This is a genomic window from Providencia sp. PROV032 (genome assembly GCF_028484875.1).
Taxonomy (GTDB): domain Bacteria; phylum Pseudomonadota; class Gammaproteobacteria; order Enterobacterales; family Enterobacteriaceae; genus Providencia; species Providencia rettgeri_E.
The window spans coordinates 1-21,461 of record NZ_JAMPSX010000031.1 but is presented as its reverse complement, the minus strand read 5'-3'; the positions used below and the strand labels follow the sequence as shown (position 1 = coordinate 21,461).

General features: G+C 38.0%; 13 protein-coding genes. 10 read left to right on the top strand and 3 right to left on the bottom strand.

What is annotated here, in order from left to right; translation table 11 throughout:
* Positions 1 to 28 precede the first annotated feature (28 nt).
* The gene (gene erpA, locus PSF42_RS17400) at positions 29 to 373 is read left to right on the top strand and encodes an iron-sulfur cluster insertion protein ErpA (protein WP_004260480.1); all 345 of its coding nucleotides are present in this window, start codon (positions 29 to 31) and stop codon (positions 371 to 373) included.
* Positions 374 to 522: 149 nt separating this feature from the next.
* Here the strand turns inward: erpA and btuF are convergent, their stop codons facing one another.
* Positions 523 to 1,353 carry a vitamin B12 ABC transporter substrate-binding protein BtuF gene (gene btuF, locus PSF42_RS17395; RefSeq protein WP_272680430.1) on the bottom strand — a complete coding sequence of 277 codons (831 nt, stop codon included), beginning with the start codon at positions 1,351 to 1,353 and terminating at the stop codon, positions 523 to 525.
* A gap of 63 nt (positions 1,354 to 1,416) precedes the next feature.
* Entirely contained in the window at positions 1,417 to 2,112 is a 696-nt protein-coding gene (mtnN, locus tag PSF42_RS17390; RefSeq protein WP_213913877.1) for a 5'-methylthioadenosine/S-adenosylhomocysteine nucleosidase, read from the bottom strand.
* 257 nt (positions 2,113 to 2,369) lie between these two features.
* On the opposite strand from mtnN, the gene dgt reads away from it, so the two are divergent.
* From dgt to PSF42_RS17350, 8 genes are all read left to right on the top strand, one after another.
* Positions 2,370 to 3,896 (top strand): dGTPase, encoded by a 1,527-nt coding sequence (gene dgt, locus PSF42_RS17385; protein ID WP_213913879.1) that lies wholly within the window; start codon positions 2,370 to 2,372, stop codon positions 3,894 to 3,896.
* A gap of 174 nt (positions 3,897 to 4,070) precedes the next feature.
* Positions 4,071 to 5,402: a 23S rRNA (uracil(1939)-C(5))-methyltransferase RlmD gene (gene rlmD / locus PSF42_RS17380; protein ID WP_272680429.1), complete on the top strand. Its 1,332-nt coding sequence runs from the start codon at positions 4,071 to 4,073 to the stop codon at positions 5,400 to 5,402.
* Positions 5,403 to 5,418: 16 nt separating this feature from the next.
* The gene (relA, locus tag PSF42_RS17375; RefSeq protein WP_272680428.1) at positions 5,419 to 7,650 is read left to right on the top strand and encodes a GTP diphosphokinase; all 2,232 of its coding nucleotides are present in this window, start codon (positions 5,419 to 5,421) and stop codon (positions 7,648 to 7,650) included.
* Between the two features lie 395 nt (positions 7,651 to 8,045).
* Positions 8,046 to 8,840, top strand: a complete 795-nt coding sequence (gene mazG, locus PSF42_RS17370) for a nucleoside triphosphate pyrophosphohydrolase (protein ID WP_272680427.1) — start codon at positions 8,046 to 8,048, stop codon at positions 8,838 to 8,840.
* Between the two features lie 409 nt (positions 8,841 to 9,249).
* A complete protein-coding gene (gene pyrG, locus PSF42_RS17365) occupies positions 9,250 to 10,887 on the top strand; it encodes a glutamine hydrolyzing CTP synthase (protein WP_125891588.1) in 1,638 nt (545 codons plus the stop codon).
* 65 nt (positions 10,888 to 10,952) lie between these two features.
* Positions 10,953 to 12,254 carry a phosphopyruvate hydratase gene (eno, locus tag PSF42_RS17360; RefSeq protein WP_004260453.1) on the top strand — a complete coding sequence of 434 codons (1,302 nt, stop codon included), beginning with the start codon at positions 10,953 to 10,955 and terminating at the stop codon, positions 12,252 to 12,254.
* A gap of 218 nt (positions 12,255 to 12,472) precedes the next feature.
* A complete protein-coding gene (locus tag PSF42_RS17355; protein WP_272680426.1) occupies positions 12,473 to 18,391 on the top strand; it encodes a TcdA/TcdB pore-forming domain-containing protein in 5,919 nt (1,972 codons plus the stop codon).
* A gap of 381 nt (positions 18,392 to 18,772) precedes the next feature.
* Entirely contained in the window at positions 18,773 to 20,158 is a 1,386-nt protein-coding gene (locus PSF42_RS17350; RefSeq protein ID WP_125891586.1) for a DASS family sodium-coupled anion symporter, read from the top strand.
* A gap of 67 nt (positions 20,159 to 20,225) precedes the next feature.
* Here the strand turns inward: PSF42_RS17350 and PSF42_RS17345 are convergent, their stop codons facing one another.
* On the bottom strand, positions 20,226 to 21,161 hold the full coding sequence (locus tag PSF42_RS17345) for a two-partner secretion domain-containing protein (RefSeq protein ID WP_272680425.1): 936 nt from the start codon (positions 21,159 to 21,161) through the stop codon (positions 20,226 to 20,228).
* 101 nt (positions 21,162 to 21,262) lie between these two features.
* On the opposite strand from PSF42_RS17345, the gene PSF42_RS17340 reads away from it, so the two are divergent.
* A partial coding sequence (locus tag PSF42_RS17340) for a hypothetical protein (protein WP_272680424.1) occupies positions 21,263 to 21,461 on the top strand: 199 nt, incomplete at its 3' end.

The following is a 21,461-nucleotide window of genomic DNA, read 5'->3' as shown; positions in this document are numbered from 1 at the left end:
TTTACCGGTCACCGGTTTGGAGTAAAAAATGAGTGATGATGCAGCTCTGCCTTTGCAATTTACTGATGCGGCAGCAATTAAAGTTAAAGATCTAGTCTCTGATGAGGACAATCCAAATCTGCGTCTGCGTGTTTATATCACTGGTGGCGGATGCAGCGGTTTCCAATATGGTTTCACATTTGATGACCAAATCAATGAAGGCGATATGACAATCGAGAAACAAGGTGTTGCTCTTGTTGTAGACCCAATGAGCCTACAATATTTAGTGGGTGGAAGTGTTGATTATACTGAAGGCTTAGAAGGTTCGCGCTTTATTGTAACTAACCCGAATGCTAAGTCTACTTGTGGGTGCGGTTCGTCCTTTAGCGTCTAATTTTCGTCATATTTCGAGTTGTGGCGGTGTTGGCTTCATTCAGTTACTCGGGTCACATACTAATGTATGCTCCCCGAGATATCTTCATTTGCCACCTTGCCACACCTCGAACTATTTAGAAAATTTTTGTAATTTGTAATTTGTAATTCTCAATCAGATAATGCGTTTAACTGCTCGCACAGTTGTTCTGCCGCATTAACAATCCTTGGGCCTGCTCGGTGAAACCAATCTTCATTTAATCGGATAATTGGGACATTCATCTGAGAGTGCCAAAATTCTTTCACTGCTTTTTCCTGTTCTGGCGAGCCTGTCATGATAATTACATCTGGTTTGCGAGTGAGTACCTGCTCACGGCTGACTTGCGGCCATTGCACTGCACTATTTACAAAAACATTTTCACCGCCACAAAACTCTACGATATTATTTTGCAGCGTGTGGTTGCCCGCGCTAAATAAAGGCTGAGTACCGAGTTGAATGAACACTTTTTTGGGTTTGTTATTTGATACTTTTTTATTTTGATAAGGGGCAAGCTTAGCGCGCATTTTTTCCACATTTTGCTGTGCTAACGCTGGGTTTGGGCTGTATTGCGCTAATTCAATTACTGAATTGATGACATCATCAATGGTTTGAGGATCGAAATAAATAATTGGAATACCAAGCTCCGAAAGTTGATCAAGAGGACGCTGGGGGTTACCTCCTCGCCATGCAAGGATTAAATCAGGTTTAAGTGCGATAATACGTTCGACGTTTAAACCTTGCCAATCAGCGACTTGTTCCAAATTATTTGCTTGCTCTGGGTAATCGGAGTAAGCACTGGCTGCAATCAAGCTATCCCCAAGCCCTGCCGCATAAGCAAGCTCAGTATTAGCAGGCGATAAACTAATAACGCGTTGCTTTGCTGCTCCTAGAACAGAAAAAGACACCAATAAAGCGCATAATAAGCTAGCTGTAAGGGAAAAATAATACGTTATGCTTCTCATGGGAATTCATTGTGATATTAATAAAAAGGTATAACTAACATAAGGTTATACCTTTTATGAAAATTATTTTACGAGTTTAGCTAAAATTGCTGTGATCATCAGTGAAGATTGACGAGCAGCAACAGGTAAAAACTCATCAAAGCTCGTATGAGATTCTTTATCTGCCACATCTGAAATAGCACGAACGACGACAAACGGGGTGCCAAATTGGTGGCACACTTGGCCAATTGCAGTGGCTTCCATTTCTACTGCCGCAACTTGCGGGAACATTGCCTTGATGCGAGCTAGCGGTTCAGCACCATTAATAAAAGCATCACCGCTGCAGACTAAACCACGTACAGCATTCATATCCAATAACTTAATGCACTGCTCAGCAACTTCAATTAGCTTAGTATCAGCAACGAAAGCTGGCGGACACTGTGCCATTTGGCCGGGTTCATAACCGAATGCGGTCACATCAGCATCATGGTAACGAACTTCTGTAGAAACCACGATATCGCCAACGTTTAAACGAGGGTCTAAACCACCTGCAGAACCCGTATTAATCACGACATCTGGTTGGCAATGCTCTAATAATAGCGTTGTACCGATTGCGGCTGCGACTTTTCCAATACCCGATTTCAATAACGCAACGTCAACGCCATTAATTTGGCCTGTATAAATCTCACAGCCAGCACGGTTAATAGTTTGGCAGTTTTCAATTTGTGAGCGCAAAATCGCCACTTCCTGTTCCATGGCGCCAATTATTCCAACTTTCATTTTGTCTCCTTTTCCCTGCACAATTTGCACTATTAATGTCAATATAGTGTCAAAATTTTGACTAGGGACGATAATGTTTTATTGTGTTATTGCTGCATTCTTCGAGTGGGTTCGCAATTTTAATTGTAACAACTCGAATTTTGACAACGAAATTACAAAGATGCACGAAGTGTAACATTGAAAGGTGAGTCGTGAAGGTTTTTTCCTGTATTTAGGCTATATAATGAAACATCAATCGAAATAGGGAAGGTGGCAGAGTGGGTGAGATTAATTTTGTTAAGAAGCTAAACTTTCAGCGTAACTACATGAGCAGTGCGAAAAACCAAAAAATTTCACCTAAAGATGAAGATGCGGTTAATCGCTTATTTGAAAGTGATCGTGGGCGGATTATCAATTCAGCAGCCATTCGCCGCTTACAACAAAAAACACAAGTTTTCCCCTTAGAGCAAAACGCAGCAGTGCGTAGCCGATTAACTCACTCACTAGAGGTTCAGCAGGTTGGCCGTTACATCAGTAAAACGGTTTTAGGTGAATTAAAAAAGAAAAAATTACTGGAACCCTATGGGCTAGATGAACGTTGTGATGCGTTTGAAAGCTTAGTCGAAATGGCTTGTTTAATGCATGATATCGGTAATCCACCATTTGGGCACTTTGGTGAGGCCGCAATTCAACGTTGGTTCACCAAATTATTGTCTCCAAGTTACCTGTTTACACCGAATACTCCTGATCCATGCAAAATACCTGCATTACAGTTAACTGGAAATGAAAAACAAGATTTATTCCGCCGCCAATTAAAGCAGGATTTATGCTCATTTGAAGGTAATGCGCAAGGGCTGCGTATGGCGCATCGCTTACTCAAATTAAACTTAACCTATGCGCAAGTTGGTTCTATCTTAAAATATACGCGTGGGGCTTATGATTTGGAGCCAATTCCACCTGAGTTTGATTATTTGATGAAAAAGCCAGGCTATTATTGGTCTGAGGTGGACTTTGTTAGTGAGTTAACCAAAAAGCTCGATATGGAGAAATATTGTCGTTTTCCGTTGTCCTATATTATGGAAGCGGCTGATGATATTTCATATTGTATTGCTGACTTGGATGATGCCGCGGAAAAAGGCATTTTTACTGTTGAACAGTTGATTGAATTTTTAAAAGCCGAGTGGGGAGATATTCAACAAAATGATTTGTTCGATCAAACTGTCATGCGAGCTTTCAATAATATCAGTGACAACCACACAAGGCGTATTCAGCAAGATCAATTCTTTATGTATTTGCGCGTGAATATCACGGGGAAATTGTCACATTACAGCGCACAACAATTTATTAAAAATTTGCCTGAAATTTATAATGGCACTTTTAACAGTGCGTTACTAGAAGATAAAAGTCCAGAACATAGATTACTGAAAGTACTAAAAACAGTGGCCTTTAAACATGTATTTAACCATCATGAAGTTGAAGAGTTAGAGTTGCAAGGTTACCGAATTATCAGTGGGTTATTAGATTTTTATAGTCCATTACTGATGATGGATAGACGCGATTTTGCTGATCTTGTCGAAAAAAATTATCACAAGCACTTTTTCATAGAAACGAGGTTGTTTCATAAATTATCTAATAAGCACCGCTTATCCTACACAGAAGCACTTGAGAAAATCTCTGCAACGAATGAATCAGATAAATCTATTCTAGAGTTTTATTATCGAGCTCGTTTGATTCAAGACTATATTAGTGGTATGACCGACCACTATGCTTATGAAGAATATCGTAAATTTATGGTTAGTAACTAATATAATAATTGAATGGAATGATAAAACTATAAAAGTAGTCAATCAAATGATAGGAAAATAGGTATAATGGGCCTGTTCGTTTTTCTTAATTAATTAGCGGAAAAAATATCGTACTAAAATTGGAAACACGACAATCATGATTTTTATAACTTAATACTCTGTAGTGACTACTTTATGGCTCAATTTTACTCCCCTAATCGTCGCACCACTTCACGTCGCCAAATCACGGTTATTGCTGATAGCCTTGATGCCGCAGGGCAAGGTGTTGCCCGTATCGAAGGGAAAACCATTTTTGTAACAGGTTTATTGCCTGGAGAAGAAGCTCAAATTGAATTGACGGAAGAGAAACGACATTTTGCTAAAGGAAAGGTGGTTAAGCGTTTGAGCACTAGCCCCCAGAGAGTAAAGCCTCATTGCCGTAATTTTAATCAATGTGGAGGATGCCAACAACAGCATGTTGACATTGCTCTGCAAAGAGAAAGTAAAGCTCATGCTTTAGCTTACCTGATGCAGCGCGAAACATCGCTAGATATATCCATTCCTACGGTGATGGGTGGTGAGCCATATGGTTACCGCCGTCGAGCTCGATTAGGGCTACAATATCAGTCTAAAAGTAAAAATGTCATTATGGGGTTCCGTCAACCTCAATCTAACACATTGGTTGATATAAAAAATTGTCCGGTACTTTCCCCTGAATTGGATATCTTACTAAAGCCGCTTTCTGAATGCATTAACGAGCTCAGTAATAAAGCGAAACTGGGTCATGTAGAACTGATCCGTGCAGACAATTGCAAAATTATATTGATTCGTTACTTAACGCCTTTTTCATTATCAGATACTCAAAAGTTGAGTGATTTTGAGAATCAGCACGGAGTGTCTATCTGGTTAGCGGGGAATGATGAAAGCTTACAAGCTCTATCACCAAATTCGCCACAACCAGAATATCAAGTTGCAGGGGAGATATTAAAATTTAACCCATTAAATTTTATTCAAGTGAACGGGCAAGTTAACCAGTTGATGGTAGAACAAGCATTAGCATGGTTAGATCTAAACAGTGAAGATAGGGTATTAGACCTTTTTTGTGGAATGGGTAATTTTACTTTACCGATCGCACGGCTAGCGAAATCCGTTGTGGGTGTTGAAGGTGTTGAAAATTTAGTCGAACAAGCTCGAAATAATGCCCAGCTCAATACTATTTGTAATGCCACATTCTATAATGAAAACTTAGAAGCCCAGATACACACACAACCTTGGGCGGCTCATGGTTTTAACAAAGTATTATTAGACCCAGCTAGAGCTGGAGCTGCTGGTGTTATGGAACATTTAATTAAACTGATGCCAGAAAAAATTGTCTATGTTTCATGTAACCCCACAACATTGGCGAGAGATAGCAAAGTTTTACTGGATGGGGGCTATCAATTATTACAGTTGCGGATGCTAGATATGTTTCCGCAAACTAGCCATTTAGAGTCAATGGCGCTATTTATCCGTCGCCCAGAGGTTTAACAGGTAGGGAGAATATATGGTTGCAGTAAGAAGTGCACATCTTATCCCAGCAGGTGAGTTTGCCCCAGAAAAGTGGGTTAACGGCCTGGGGTTGAGCAATAAACAATCAGAAGAAAAGCTCATCCATACCTGGCAATATTGTCACGATAAATTAGCCGGACAAGAAATCGCCCCTCTATTACTGTGGCGTGGTATTGAAATGACCGAAATCCTATCGACACTAAGTATGGATATCGGCAGCTTACAAGCGGCTTTACTTTTCCCCTTGGTGGAGGAGGGAAAGTTAGAAGAACAAGAAGTTATTGATGAATTTGGCAAATCCATTCACGAACTTGTTAAAGGCGTGCTGGAAATGGATGCAATTCGTCAACTCAAAGCAACACAATCGAGCGAAACAAGCTCGACACAAGTCGATAATATCCGTCGTATGCTATTGTCGATGGTGGAAGATTTCCGCTGTGTTGTCATTAAATTAGCGGAACGAATTGCCCATTTACGTGAAGTCAAAGATGCAACGGAAGATGAACGCGTTTTAGCCGCAAAAGAGTGTTCAAATATTTATGCACCCTTAGCAAACCGCTTAGGAATTGGTCAATTGAAATGGGAGTTAGAAGACTTCTGTTTTCGTTATTTGCACCCAGATGAATATAAGAAAATAGCAAAACTCCTCCATGAACGACGTATTGACCGTGAAGAGTATATAGATACTTTCGTTACAACTTTACGCAAGTACATGTTAAAAGAGAGTATTCAAGCAGATATCTACGGCCGACCTAAGCATATTTATAGCATTTGGCGTAAAATGCAGAAAAAATCATTGGCATTTGATGAGCTGTTTGATGTGCGAGCAGTGCGTATTGTCGTTGAACGCTTGCAAGATTGTTATGCAGCCTTAGGGATTGTTCATACCCATTTTCGCCACCTTCCTGATGAGTTCGACGACTATGTGGCGAACCCGAAACCTAATGGCTATCAATCGATCCATACTGTGGTGTTAGGCCCTAACGGCAAAACGCTTGAAATTCAAATTCGTACCCGCCAAATGCATGAAGATGCAGAACTGGGGGTTGCGGCGCACTGGAAATACAAAGAAGGCGCGACTGGCATTGGCAAAGGCAGTAGTTACGAAAACCGTATTGCGTGGTTACGTAAGTTGATTGCATGGCAAGAAGAAATGGCAGATTCTGGCGAAATGTTGGATGAAGTTCGTAGCCAAGTATTTGATGACCGCGTGTATGTCTTTACCCCAAAAGGGGATGTGGTGGATTTACCCGCAGGCTCTACACCACTTGATTTTGCCTACCATATTCACAGTGATGTCGGCCACCGTTGTATTGGTGCAAAAATAGGTGGGCGTATTGTCCCATTTAGCTATCAATTACAAATGGGTGATCAAATTGAAATTATCACTCAAAAACACCCAAACCCAAGCCGTGACTGGTTAAATCCTAACTTAGGGTATGTCACAACCAGCCGTGGGCGCGCGAAAATCCAAAATTGGTTCCGTAAGCAAGATAAAGACAAAAATATCCTTGCAGGGCGTCAAATTCTAGATAGTGAACTATCACAGCTTGATATCAGTCTCCGCGAAGCAGAGAAACTGTTGATAGCTCGCTATAATGTTCATTCATTGGATGAAGTGTTAGCAGGAATTGGGGGAGGTGATATTCGTATTAACCAATTAGTGAATTTCCTGCAAAGTAAATTTAATAAAGCCACAGCGGAAGAAGAAGACCGCGCGGCAATGAAGACGTTGGAAAGCAAGTCTTCACTACCAAGAGCGCCATCTCATGGTAGCGGTCGAGTGGTCGTTGAAGGGGTTGGTAACTTAATGCACCATATTGCACGTTGCTGCCAGCCAATTCCAGGAGATGAAATAGTTGGTTTTATCACCAAAGGGCGAGGTATTTCCATTCATAGTGCAGATTGTGAGCAATTAGCCGAATTACAAAGTCATGCGCCAGAACGCGTCATCGATGCGGTGTGGGGCGAAAACTATTCCAGCGGTTATTCTCTAGTGGTTAGGGTCGTAGCTAATGATCGTAGCGGGTTATTACGTGATATCACGACAATATTAGCGAATGAAAAAGTGAATGTACTTGGCGTCAGTAGCCGCAGTGATGTGAAGCAGCAATTGGCGACGATAGATATGACAATTGAGCTGTATAATATTGAGGTGCTGAGTCGGGTGTTAGCAAAATTAAATCAGTTACCGGATGTTATTGAGGCAAAACGCCATTCCCAGTGATTTTCTTCATATTTTGAGTTGTAGGGGTGTTGGCTACACTTAGCTACTCGGGTCACATACTTATGTATGCTCCCCGAGATATCTTCGTTTGCCGCCTACCTACATCTCAAACTATTTTGAAAATCAGTACTGTTATATTGTCAGTGGTTTTCTTCATATTTTGAACCGCAGCGTTGTTGGCTGCGCGCTCTCATCTTAGTCACATACCGATGTATGCTCCTAGGGGCTCGCCTAGCTGCAATTCAAACTATTTTGAAAATAATTTTTGCAAATGTTCAATAATCTTTTCTTTGTTTTTTCTTTTGTTGGGAAAAATTTGTTGATTTGCCTTTATATCTGGTAAGTTTGAGATAAAGATGACAATTAGAAACAAAAGAAAATCAAAGGTCAATAAAATGAGTCAGGAAAAGCCCCAAATTGAACGTTTATTATCTATCATGGCACAGTTACGCGACCCGCAAACAGGGTGCCCATGGGATAAGGTACAAACATTTAAAACTATTGCGCCTTATACGCTTGAAGAAACTTATGAGGTACTTGATGCGATAGAACGAGAGGATTTTTCTGACCTAAAAGGCGAGCTGGGGGATTTATTGTTTCAAGTGGTTTTCTATGCGCAAATGGCGAATGAAAAATCATTATTTGATTTTGATGATATCTGCCAAGCAGTGAGCGATAAACTTGAACATCGTCATCCACATATTTTTGATACAAATAACACATTGAGCAGCTCGGAAGTGATTGAGGGGTGGGAAAAACGAAAAGCAAAAGAGCGAGCTGAAAAATCGCAGTTTTCTGTGCTAGATGATATCCCGAATTCGCTCCCAGCACTAATGAAAGCCTATAAAATTCAAAAACGTTGCGCTTCTGTAGGGTTTGATTGGGATACCTTAGGTCCAGTGCTTGGAAAGGTCCATGAAGAGCTTGAAGAAGTCATGGAAGAAGCCACTCAAGTTGTCGTTGACCAAGCTCGCTTAGAAGAAGAAATCGGTGATTTACTGTTTGCAACAGTGAATTTATCCCGTCATTTAGGACATAAGCCTGAAATAGCGCTGCAAAAAGCTTGTAAGAAATTCGAAGGTCGTTTTCGCCAAATCGAAAAAAGCCTCGCGGAAAGTGGCAAAACGACAGAAAGTGCTACACTTGATGAGATGGAGGCACTTTGGAAGCAGGTTAAGAGCCAAGAATAAAATGGCTCGTCATATTTCGCACTACAGCGTTGTTGGCTGCGTTCGGCTACACGGGTCACATACTTAGTGTATGCTCCCCGAGATATCCTCTCTTGTTGCGATGGAGAGTTAGAGTAAATAGTTATTCAAAATCAAAGTTAGTGCAAAATCGCATTTTTTATACCTTATAATGAGCTGAAAGGATTTAGCTTTTATGTTTGAACTGTGTTAATCTATAAAAATAGATAAAGATGACTAATTTTGAAGCGATAAAAAAACTTTCGCTTTTAACTTGCTGATAATATTAGAGTATTGATGAAATTTAGCCTTATTATGCTTAGAACATTTGTAGCGAAATTAAGGTTCGGGTATACTGTTTTCCCGTCCTGTTATATCCATCATCTTTTAAACCTAAACTTTCAGGTTCAGCATGAAAACTAATTATATTTTTGTGACCGGCGGGGTCGTATCCTCTCTGGGTAAAGGCATTGCCGCAGCCTCTTTGGCGGCTATACTCGAAGCCCGTGGACTCAATGTGACTATTATGAAACTGGATCCCTACATTAACGTAGACCCAGGCACAATGAGCCCAACCCAACACGGGGAAGTTTTCGTTACAGAAGACGGCGCTGAAACTGACTTAGATTTGGGTCACTATGAGCGCTTCATTCGTACTAAAATGACTCGTCGTAATAACTTTACGACCGGCCGTGTTTACTCTGAAGTTCTGCGCAAAGAGCGCCGTGGCGACTATTTAGGCGCGACAATTCAAGTTATCCCACATATCACTAATGAAATTAAAGACCGCATCATCCGTGGTGGCGAAGGCCATGACGTTGTTTTGGTTGAAGTTGGCGGCACAGTAGGTGATATCGAATCTCTGCCATTCCTTGAAGCAATTCGTCAAATGGCAGCAGAAGTCGGCCGTGAGCGCACATTATATTTACACTTAACCTTAGTGCCATATCTTGCAGCCGCTGGTGAAGTGAAAACTAAGCCAACTCAACATTCTGTGAAAGAATTACTGTCAATTGGTATTCAACCAGATGTGTTAATTTGTCGTTCAGACAGAGTGATCCCAGCGAATGAGCGTGCGAAAATTGCGCTGTTCTGTAATGTACCAGAGAAAGCGGTTATTTCTCTCAAAGATGTTGATTCAATTTATAAAATCCCAGCCTTATTGAAATCACAAGGTTTGGATGAGTACATTTGTAACCGTTTCCGCATTGATGCGCCAGAAGCTAATTTATCTGAGTGGGAACAAGTTATATACGAGGAAGCCAATCCTGCGGGTGAAGTCACTATTGGAATGGTGGGTAAATATATCGAGTTACCCGATGCGTATAAATCTGTAATTGAAGCATTAAAACACGGCGGTTTGAAAAACCGTTTAACTGTAAACATCAAATTAATTGATTCACAAGATATCGAAACACGTGGTGTTGAGTTATTAAAAGGTTTAGATGCTATTTTAGTACCAGGCGGCTTTGGCGAGCGTGGTGTTGAAGGGAAAATTCTGACCGCACAATATGCACGTGAAAACAAAATCCCTTACTTAGGAATTTGTTTGGGCATGCAAGTTGCATTGATTGAATTTGCACGTAATGTTGCCAATATGGCAGATGCAAATTCAACAGAATTTAAAGCGGATTGTAAATTCCCAGTTGTTGCGCTGATTACAGAATGGCGTGACGAAGAGGGTAACCTTGAAGTGCGTTCAGAAGAGAGCGATCTTGGTGGAACAATGCGTGTTGGCGGTCAACCATGTCATTTAGTGAATGGTAGCCTTGTACGTGAAATGTATGGTTCAGAAACTATCATTGAACGTCACCGCCACCGTTATGAAGTGAATAATTTACTACTGAAACGTATTGAAGATGCGGGTCTAAAAATTGCAGGCCGTTCAGTGGACAATAAGCTGGTGGAAATCATTGAAAACCCTAATCATCCATGGTTTGTGGCATGTCAGTTCCACCCAGAATTCACTTCTACGCCAAGAGATGGTCATCCGTTGTTTGCAGGTTTTGTTAAAGCCGCTGGTAAGTACCAGAAAGGTGAGTTGAAATAAGATATGGGGAGGTCGGCGCAGGTGCACCAACTTCCCAAAATTTAACTTGTACTGAGGAAAACCTAATGTCCAAAATTGTTAAAGTGATCGGTCGTGAAATCATTGACTCTCGTGGTAACCCAACTGTAGAAGCTGAAGTTCATTTAGAAGGTGGCTTTGTTGGTTTAGCAGCAGCACCATCAGGTGCGTCAACTGGTTCTCGTGAAGCTCTGGAACTGCGTGACGGTGATAAAGCACGTTTTCTGGGTAAAGGTGTTCTGAAAGCAGTTGCTGCTGTTAATGGTCCAATCGCAGAAGCGCTGATTGGTAAAGATGCTAAAGACCAAGCTAACATCGATAAAATCATGATTGATCTCGATGGCACTGAGAACAAATCTAAATTTGGTGCAAACGCAATCCTTGCTGTATCTTTAGCAAATGCTAAAGCAGCAGCAGCGGCGAAAGGTATGCCTCTGTATGAGCACATTTCTGATTTAAATGGTACTCACGGTCAATACTCTATGCCTCTGCCAATGATGAACATCATCAACGGTGGTGAGCACGCTGATAACAACGTTGATATCCAAGAATTCATGATCCAGCCTGTTGGCGCTCCAACGCTGAAAGAAGCGGTTCGTATGGGTTCTGAAATCTTCCACCACTTAGCAAAAGTACTGAAGTCTAAAGGTATGAACACTGCGGTTGGTGATGAAGGTGGCTATGCACCTAACTTAGAGTCAAACGCAGCGGCATTAGCAGCAATTAAAGAAGCGGTTGAACAAGCAGGTTATGTGTTAGGTAAAGACGTAACACTGGCGATGGACTGCGCAGCATCTGAGTTCTATAACGCAGAAACCGGTAACTATGAACTGAAAGGTGAAGGTAAAACCTTTACTTCACAAGAGTTTACCCACTACTTAGAAGAGCTGACTAAACAGTACCCAATCGTCTCTATCGAAGATGGTCTGAACGAATCTGACTGGGATGGTTTTGCATACCAAACTAAAGTTCTTGGTGACAAAATCCAACTGGTTGGTGACGACTTATTCGTAACGAATACCAAGATCCTGAAAGAAGGTATCGATAAAGGCATCGCTAACTCTATCCTGATCAAATTCAACCAAATCGGTTCTTTAACTGAAACGTTGGCTGCAATTAAAATGGCGAAAGATGCAGGCTATACTGCAGTTATCTCTCACCGTTCAGGCGAAACTGAAGATGCAACTATCGCAGATTTAGCGGTCGGTACAGCAGCAGGTCAAATCAAAACAGGTTCTATGAGCCGTTCTGACCGTGTTGCTAAATATAACCAACTGATCCGCATTGAAGAAGCATTAGGTAAAAATGCACCATTCAATGGCTTAAAAGAAGTTAAAGGCCAAGCATAATTTATTTTGTTTAGCTAAAATCATTAATGGGAAGCGAAAGCTTCCCATTTTTTTTGAATCAATGATATCCCCCCTCTAATCAACATATAAAACAACTTTATTGTTAAATAGAAGTCTGTCTGAAATTGTAAGCCAGTAGTGGTTTTTCTATTAATAATAAACTATTTTTATTTTTCCGCTTTTCCGTTCACTTATATAATATATTCAAAGGAATGAATATGAAAAATGATAAAACTAAATCATTAGTAACTATTACAGAAAATAATATTATTCGCAGCAATAAAATAGCCAATTTAAAAGAAGTGTCAAAGAAATTAACGATAGACACAAGTGAGTTAATAAAGTCGAGTGGTATTGTTAAAAAAGGAAAAGTGGAATTTATTAAAACAAAAGATGAACGTTATGTTGTGAGGTATTTAAATGATAGTAAAAATAAGCCTACAATTAATAGCTATTTTTTGAGTTATAACAAAATCGACCAAAGCCATTTTTATCCATACTATATTGATATTCCTAAAAATCCATCAGACAGTTTCTTTTTATTTACAGATACGCTAGATAAACATTCTTTAATTATCACTGATTATGATAAAGATCATTATCGGGTGTATCATGATTGCCGTACTAATAGTTCTATATTATATGACAATGTTGTCATGGCGGTTGATTATAAGGATTACCATATAAAAGGGAAGGGAAGTGGAAATGCAACGGCTTACATGCAGTATATTAATAATGAATGGCAACTATACTACCAAAAGCAAGAGACAAAATATTATGAAGGAAAAAAAACCTTAATATTAAGAGAAAATAGTCGGTTAGTACAAAAATCACCTAGTAAGGAAGTTAATAATAAAAAAGAATTTCTAAAATATAGAGATGCAGTACACCAAGAAACATTGTCATTAGCAAATGAGCTAAATATCGAAGTGAAGAAAATAGATAGTGGTCTCTATATTCAAGATAAAGATTCTCTAGAAAGTACCATAAATAATACGTGGAGAGATTTGAATGCAGTAATTTATAAAAAATTGAATAGAAACATTTCAATATTAGATGAGGTTCAAAATAGGTGGAGACATAAAATAAAACAATTATCTAAAACCTCAGTCAGTGAAAGATTACAAATCAAAGCTTTACAACAAAAAATAATACAGAGTGATATCTACATTAGCCTTTATCAAAACCGTTACAGTAAAGCTTTGGTAGAAGCCCGACAAGTTGAACGTAGTTGGTTATGGTGGCAGCTAAAAGAAAAATATGGAATGAATGCGGTTGTAAAGACAGGGGAGTTGATTATTCAAGGAGGAAGTGATGAAAACAAAAAAACGGTTAATGAGCGTTATGAAAATTTAGTTTTTGTGCATAAGAATTCAAACAATATTCCATTTAGACGACGTTTTAGCGAAGGTATGGAAGATTTTAATGAAGTAAATATTTCAGGTATTAATAGAAAAATGTCGTCTTTAGAATTAAAAAAGTTGTACTTAACATTGGAGCTTAGCCCGATAGAGCGTGGGGCATTGTATCGACGAATTAGTGAAATTAGCCATGAAGAATACATAAAGTATGTATTGAGCGAAACAAGTAAAGTCAGCAAGTTGTTTTATTCCTTTAATAGCCTATCAAACCGGTTAATGCCACAAGACTTCTATTTGTCACTTATGGGGGGAGAAACTAAGGGGCGATGTTATCCATTAGTTAGAGCAATGTCTGTAGCATTAGCTAGAGATGGGCAAAATGGTGCAGATGTATTAATTAATAAGCTATTTATTGCTTCTGCGAATCCAAAAGATAAAGACTCAATACTACTTAAATCAGCGCTAGAGAAGCTCCATTCAAATGTTGATGCGGTTGAAGCTTCTTTTTCTCATGGCCGGATGGGAATTGAAGAGACGCAAAATTTATTGGATGTAGGGGAAAAAACAGTAATGTTTGCGATTAATAGCCAAAATCATTCAATGCTGATTGGAAAAGTGGTGGGAAATGACCAATCACATTACTATTTTTATGACCCTAACTTTGGGTTATTTACATTTAATAGCAGTCAAGAACTCTTCATCGCTTTTAAAATGTATATGGTTGAACACAAAATGGCTGATTTTTATTCGGCATTTGGTAGCGCTAAAAAACCTCATTTTGAAATTATTACAATTTCAACTGAAGATATGGCGGTTGTCTCTGTTGGTAATGGTTTAAAAGTGAGTCACTTAAGTGATTCAAATGAACTTAGTCAGTTAGCTAAAAGAGAGCAAGAGAGTCGCCGAGTCATTGAAAAGCAGGATACAATAAAAAATGACCTCCAGTTACAAGGAACTCTCAGCATTTTAGAGGTAGAGCAATGGGGGGACAGGCTAGATAATTCAATAAAAGGTTTGTTATTTGAGTATCAAATGACGAAAAAGTGGATCCCTATTTTTTCTACTTTACAAGAAACAAAGAATGGAAAATATCGTCTACAGTTCGTTAATTATGACGATCCAGAAAAAAGTCATTGGGTAGAAACGGAAGATACCACTTTTTTAGAGTTTAACCATTACTATAATAAAAAGATGGAAGAATTTAAAGCGTATTCCCATCTTGAAGAAAACGATATTAAGCTAAAAGAGTTTAGCAGTGACACTCACACTTTTGATGGATTAAATACGGGAATTGCTGTTCAATCACTCATTCAATGGTATTCGGATGAAAATAATAATATTAAACCAATCGAAACTGATGGTTTTAATTTAGCCATTGCTCTAAAAATACATGGTTATATTAATCATGGCATGATCTCACACGGCATAATGAGTGATTTATCTAAAATTATAGGGGTTATTCGAAAAGGATTAAAAAATAATTTAACAGTAGAGTCTAAAGCCATTAATATTTTTTCTTCCTCATTGGTGCGAACAGCGAATGAAAGTACAGCGATTTTATTCAATGGTGCATTAGTTGGTATTGATGTATATGAGCTATCCCAAGCAAAAAACGAACCACAGAAGGTTATTTTTGGTACACAACTTGCCTTTGACTCAGCAAACTTGATAACGAGTGGTGCGAGTTTAGGAGCTGGGCTTCTAGGGGCTAGCGGGGTATCAACATTTATGAGTGGAGCTGGCGTTATTTGCGCTGGTTTGAGTATTGGCTTCACAAGTTTAGCTCGTAATTTTGTCGTTATAGGTGAAGATGCAAAATCTGTCGGCCATTATTTTTATATGTTAGATCAAGCTTATCAAAGTAATGGATATGACTATTTGACTAAGAAAAAAATAGCAACACCAAAATTTGGTGCGGTGTTTAAAAGAATAGATCTTAAAAATAACCAAATAGAATTTGATAGCCAGTATATTTATAGAACAACTTCACATTCTGCAGGGGGAGGGCGAAAAAATTATATTTTTTGGGCCGGTAATTTTCCTACAATGCTTCATGACCGGCAACAAGCTCTAAACATACGTCAAGGTATTGGTTATTCAAATAGCTATAGAGAATTTGATTATTTAGAGGCTGAAATAGTTGTTTTACCAACGACACCTAAATCTTACATTAAATATAATTATAATCTGTGGCCTGGTGCAACAACACGGCATGATAATGGATTTGATATTATTCGTCGCTTAGAAAACACAGATAAATTTGACTATGATTTTTATATTTTTCCAAGTGAGAATACAATAACACAAATATTCCATGAGTATGTAGATACACCAATAGAAGTAAATCTGGATGATAACTATCGTTATGTGGTTGTTCCTAAAATTCCTAATGAATGGTACGGAAAGTTGAATTATTCTATTAAGGGAAATGGTGGGGTATATAAAATAGCACCTCAATTAGGAACGAAAATTACATTATTTGATGAATCTGGTTCTAAATCACCTTCTAATTGGTTTATTGATGGCTCGTTTTTTGAAAATAATGAAATAATAATCCATCATAATAAAGTTGTTATTTCTGGTGTAGAAGTTAATTTTTCGCCATCAATGTCTAAAGATAATATATTGTATATTAATAATAAGAATGAAGTTTATAAAATTGATTTTTTGAATTTAGATTACTATCTTATTAGTGAAGATGGTCATAAGTGGGCAGGTAAGGAGGGTGAATTATCTGCACATTTGGATAAGTTAAATTCTCAACACAAGTTTAATAGCCAATATATAATAATTGAAAATTATCAATATAAGGGGAGGGATGTGGGGCGTGCATTTTATCAGGTATCCACAGGTCGTTATATTTTCACTCATTCTTCTGATGATAAAACGAACAGTGCGGATTCTTTTGTTATTATTGGTGATTTATTTTATCTTTATTCTAAAAAATACAATTTAATATGGGCGATTAATTCAGATAATAAAATAAAATCCAAGTATATGCTAATTAATAATCAGGGCAACTCTTTTGAATTAATAAATCTATGGGAAAACAATGGAGCTGTTTATTTTTCATGTCGCTATCAAGATCATGATCTACCGCAAGTTGTGACCTATATGATTGACGGCGATAACATTATACTCATTGGTATTTCTGTTGATGAGTTAACATGCTACCAATTATCTGAAGGGCAGGATAAAATACCTAAGAAAATGTTAGAACAGGTTTTAGATAAGTATCTACTATCAGTGAAGGATCATGAAAAACTCGTTAGTGATAAAAATGCAAACCCATCAAATTTCGCGGAAATAATACTCATTACCGGTGTTGATAAGAATAATCGCGTTTATCACGATTGGCTGAAATATGACGATGGTACGGTTATTAAGTCAAATATCATTTCTTATTTAGACTCTATGGATAACAAAAATACGCGCCTCAATAAATTAAGTCAACCTAAAGATATTATATTGGTCGCGAATCTAATTGATGAAAATGATAATGAGGTGTTTTATTTTTATAGTCAAGATAATAGCCTGATTTATCGTCAGGTTGGTGCTGCTCCTAATATATCTCAAATAGGTAAGCAACAAGTTAAGTACATTGAGGTTTCTAATGTAGATAGTATTGTTTTTTCTCACGGGATACTCCTTGTTATTAATCAAGATGGTATTGTTAATCAAATTACAGCTAAAGGAGAAATGAATAACTTTGCAATAAATGAAAATTGGTTTGATAAAAATGTGGTCTGGTGGGAAAATTTAAAGGAAGTAAATAATAAAATGAATTCATATTTATTACTTGGGCTTAAAAGAATGGATAATAATGAAGTTATACCTGCTTGGTATGATAATGGAAATATTATTATTGCTCACCAGTTATCCTCTAAAAACACATTACAATATTTAGGAATAGATAATAAATCGTCTGCTGCTATTATTTATGATATATCAAGTAAGCGACTTTATTGGCAGCCTTTAGCAACAACTATCGAGTTAGAGAAAGCTTTTACTGGAAATAAAATGTATAACCCAGCTTCATTACCATCTTTGTATGAAATATACCCTAACATGAGATTTGAAGCAGTCAAAAAATTAGCTGACGGGTTGCTTATGTATACTTCAAATAATGAAATTTTATATCACGATAGTGCGATTGCTCATGCAGATGGTAATAAAAGAGGGTTTCTCTCTTCATTGCTCATTAAAGGTGGAAATCAAAAAGATATCATTAATCCTCCTGTTATTGATAATGTCAAAAATATTGTCTTGAGCGCTGGAAATGAACAAGATAGCTATGTTATTTCCCGAGCGGCTTGGCTACATTATCAAGTGATTGTTATTAATAATCATGCTAGTGATTATTTAACCGATACTCTCGTTTTACCTGTAGATGATATGGAAGCATTAGTTGTAAGCCGTTTTGACGATGATCTTATTCTTACTGATATCAATACTAATAGTATGTTATTAATTAATAAGGCTTTTGAACTAAATGCTGAAAAGTATCAGCATTTGCAACTGCGGTTTTTAAATTCAACAGAAGAAATCAAAGTAAAAGCGATAGTAGAAAACTATGGGCTTACTGGTGTTTTTTTGTCCGAAACCAGTAAATTTGATAAAAGTAGTGAAGAAATCGCACTGAGAAATGAAAATCAATTGTTACAGCTGGCAGATTCAACAGTGTCGTTGAATAACGATGAGAGTACATTTAGCAATCAGCGCATTGTCCATTCCCCTTTAATAAATCCCCCTCTTTACATCGGGCATATATTATAAATTGTGATAAATTAGCCATCCATCAGTGCTGGCTAATAAAATAGCCAAATTTAAATTAAAGTGTTGAGTATAATACTTAAGTGTATTGATTATTCTTAAGTTTATCTTTTTTATTGCTTTTTTTGGTAATTAAAACTGAATGGTCGGTTTTGTAGTCTTTTGTGTCGCTAGAGCGACTCCTAGCTTGGTTTTTGTAAGGAAAATAAAACATTTCTTGTTGATTAAACGAAAAATGAATTAAATTGCGCGGGGTAGATCTCACTTTTAGGTTATCCACATTTTCATCTCAATAAATTAACTCTATATTTCACTCCTTATAAATAACTATTAACAATATGCACGCGCTAAAACTAAACTTGCTTCCAAAGCTATGGAGTAAACATGGACGCTTCAGAATCGTTAACACCATCAGTGAGCCCTACGCCCTCGAACAAACGAGGGTGGATAATCTTAGCTGTTGATATCGTATTATTAATTCTATTACTAAAATATTTACCATTCGATGACAAAGCGAATGCAGGTCTTGCAATGATGGTTTTCATTGGTGTGCTTTGGTTAACTGAAGCTATCCACGTCACCATTACTGCATTGTGTATTCCTATCTTAGCCGTCGGCTTAGGGCTGATGAATACAGGGGAGGCATTGAAATCATTTGCAAACCCAATCATTTTCTTATTCTTCGGTGGCTTTGCGCTAGCGACAGCTCTACATATCCAAGGTCTTGATAGGCTAATTGCTAATCGCTTACTTATGGCTGCTCGTGGGCGTTTATCAGTAGCGGTATTATTACTGTTTGGTGTAACCGCGTTACTGTCTATGTGGATTAGTAACACAGCGACCGCAGCAATGATGCTGCCGTTAGTATTAGGTATACTGTCTAATCTTGATGTCCGCCATGAGCGCAATACTTTTGTGTTTGTTCTATTAGGTGTTGCTTATAGTGCAAGTATTGGTGGTTTAGGTACGATTGTCGGTAGCCCACCAAACGCAATTGCAGCAGCAGCTTTAGGTTTAGATTTCTTATCCTGGATGAAATACGGTGTTCCAATCATGGTAGTGTTGCTGCCTATGATGTTCGTATTGATGTACATGATGCTTCGCCCTAACTTAAAACATCGCTTTGAAATTGAATTAGAGCATGTGAAATGGAATGGTAAACGTATTACTGCAATGGGGATTTTCCTGTTTGCGGTTGTTTGCTGGATCACCAGTACTTTCATTAGTGATGCGTTAGGTGGTGTGAAAGATTTAGACACCGTTATTGCAATGATTGCAGCTATCTTAATTGGTATAACTGGCGTAGCTAGTTGGTCTCAAATTCAAAAAAATACTGAGTGGGGCGTATTGATGCTGTTTGGTGGAGGTTTAACACTCAGCGCAATCTTAAGCTCTTCTGGCGCAAGTAAAATCATGGCAGACTGGATGCAAATGACATTTGGTGAAAGCCACTGGTTCGTTATTATTCTTGCTGTTACTACTTTTATCATCATTCTGACTGAGTTTACTAGTAATACAGCGAGCGCAGCTTTATTAGTACCTATTTTTGCAACTGTTGCTGAAGCATTAGGTATGCCTGTGATTGTCTTAACAATGATCATCGGTATTGGTGCATCTTGCGCATTCATGTTACCTGTTGCTACACCACCAAATGCGATTGTGTTTGGTTCAGGCTATATTAGGCAGATTGAGATGGTACGTGTCGGTGCGGTATTGAATGTGGCCTGTATCCTAGTTATTTCATTGTTTGCTTGGTTTGTCTGGATGTAATTTAGTATCAAAATTTATCTTAACGGCCTCTTTTAGAGGCCGTTATTTTTTGTAGGCTAATTTAAAATTAGTTCGCTGTTTTAGCGATAAGGGCTTGCTGATTTTTCCCTAATTTTATGATGCCTTTATCTGAAAATATAATATCTGCATCTCCGCGTACAGAGAAACTCATCGTATTTATAACCCCTTGAATATCGACTTTATTTTGTGGACAAAGAAAACTGTCTTTACATTGATATTGGTGGCTTTCAAGCACAATGTTACGTCCTGTCAATTTAGCCTGTTCATTTAGCTCTAAATGATTACCTTGAATATATGGAATATCCGTTTTGAATTTTGAGCTGTATTTGACAATACCTTCACTAGGGGAAAGGGTGCTATTGCCAGATGCGCTGATATAGTTTTGTATGGCAGAGTGAATATTAAGGGAATTTTGCAGCTTTATTTGGTCTGCAACGACATTTAATTTTGCTAGTTGAATTGGGTTGCCTTGCTGCTGACTAATACTGATTTGGCTAGCTGGCTGCGTTGAAAACTTCAATTGGTTATAGTCTTCCAATTTTTGGGGTTCGAGCTGGTTATCTTTATCTTTGTTTTTCATATATTTTTTTTCAAACTTACCGGCAATTAAGGAGAGGCTATTAATATTATCAACGGTGCCATCTTTCCATGAAATGCCATTAGGATTCGCAATAACAAGGTTAGCGCGCTGCCCTTTAATACCTAATATTCCTTGCAGTTGGCTTGCTTCAGTCCCTGTAACTTCTGCAAAAATAAGCCTTGCTGCCTTATTATTAAGTTTGTTATTACTGTTAATATCATTATTAAAAATTAAGCCATCGTCATTAGATGAGAGACTTTCAAATGTATTAAATGAAATATTGTTTTTTAGAGGGGCTTCTATATTAATGACCTTTGCCTTAGAGATATCAGGGGATCCGGCCAATGATGAGTGGTGATATAAAGTACAAGTTAATAGAGTGAATAATATGGTTTTCTTCATTTTTATTAGCTCCTTGCTGTAAAAATCCATTTTATGATTAAAAGTATAATGCACGGAGTGGCTTGTCTTAATAATCAAAAATTATCTGGGTTTAATAAAATATGATACGCAGACCCTCAATTGATCTAGATGAAACACGATATTTCCATTCTAGCCGCACCAAGGTGTGTTTCTATTTTGGTTATCAGACGTCTCTATTTTGGTTATCAGACGTCTCTATTTGGGTTATCAAGAGAGCGAAGGCACAGATACTGATTAGCTTGAAAGGGGAGGCGGTCTGCAGCAAGTTAGAATTAATAC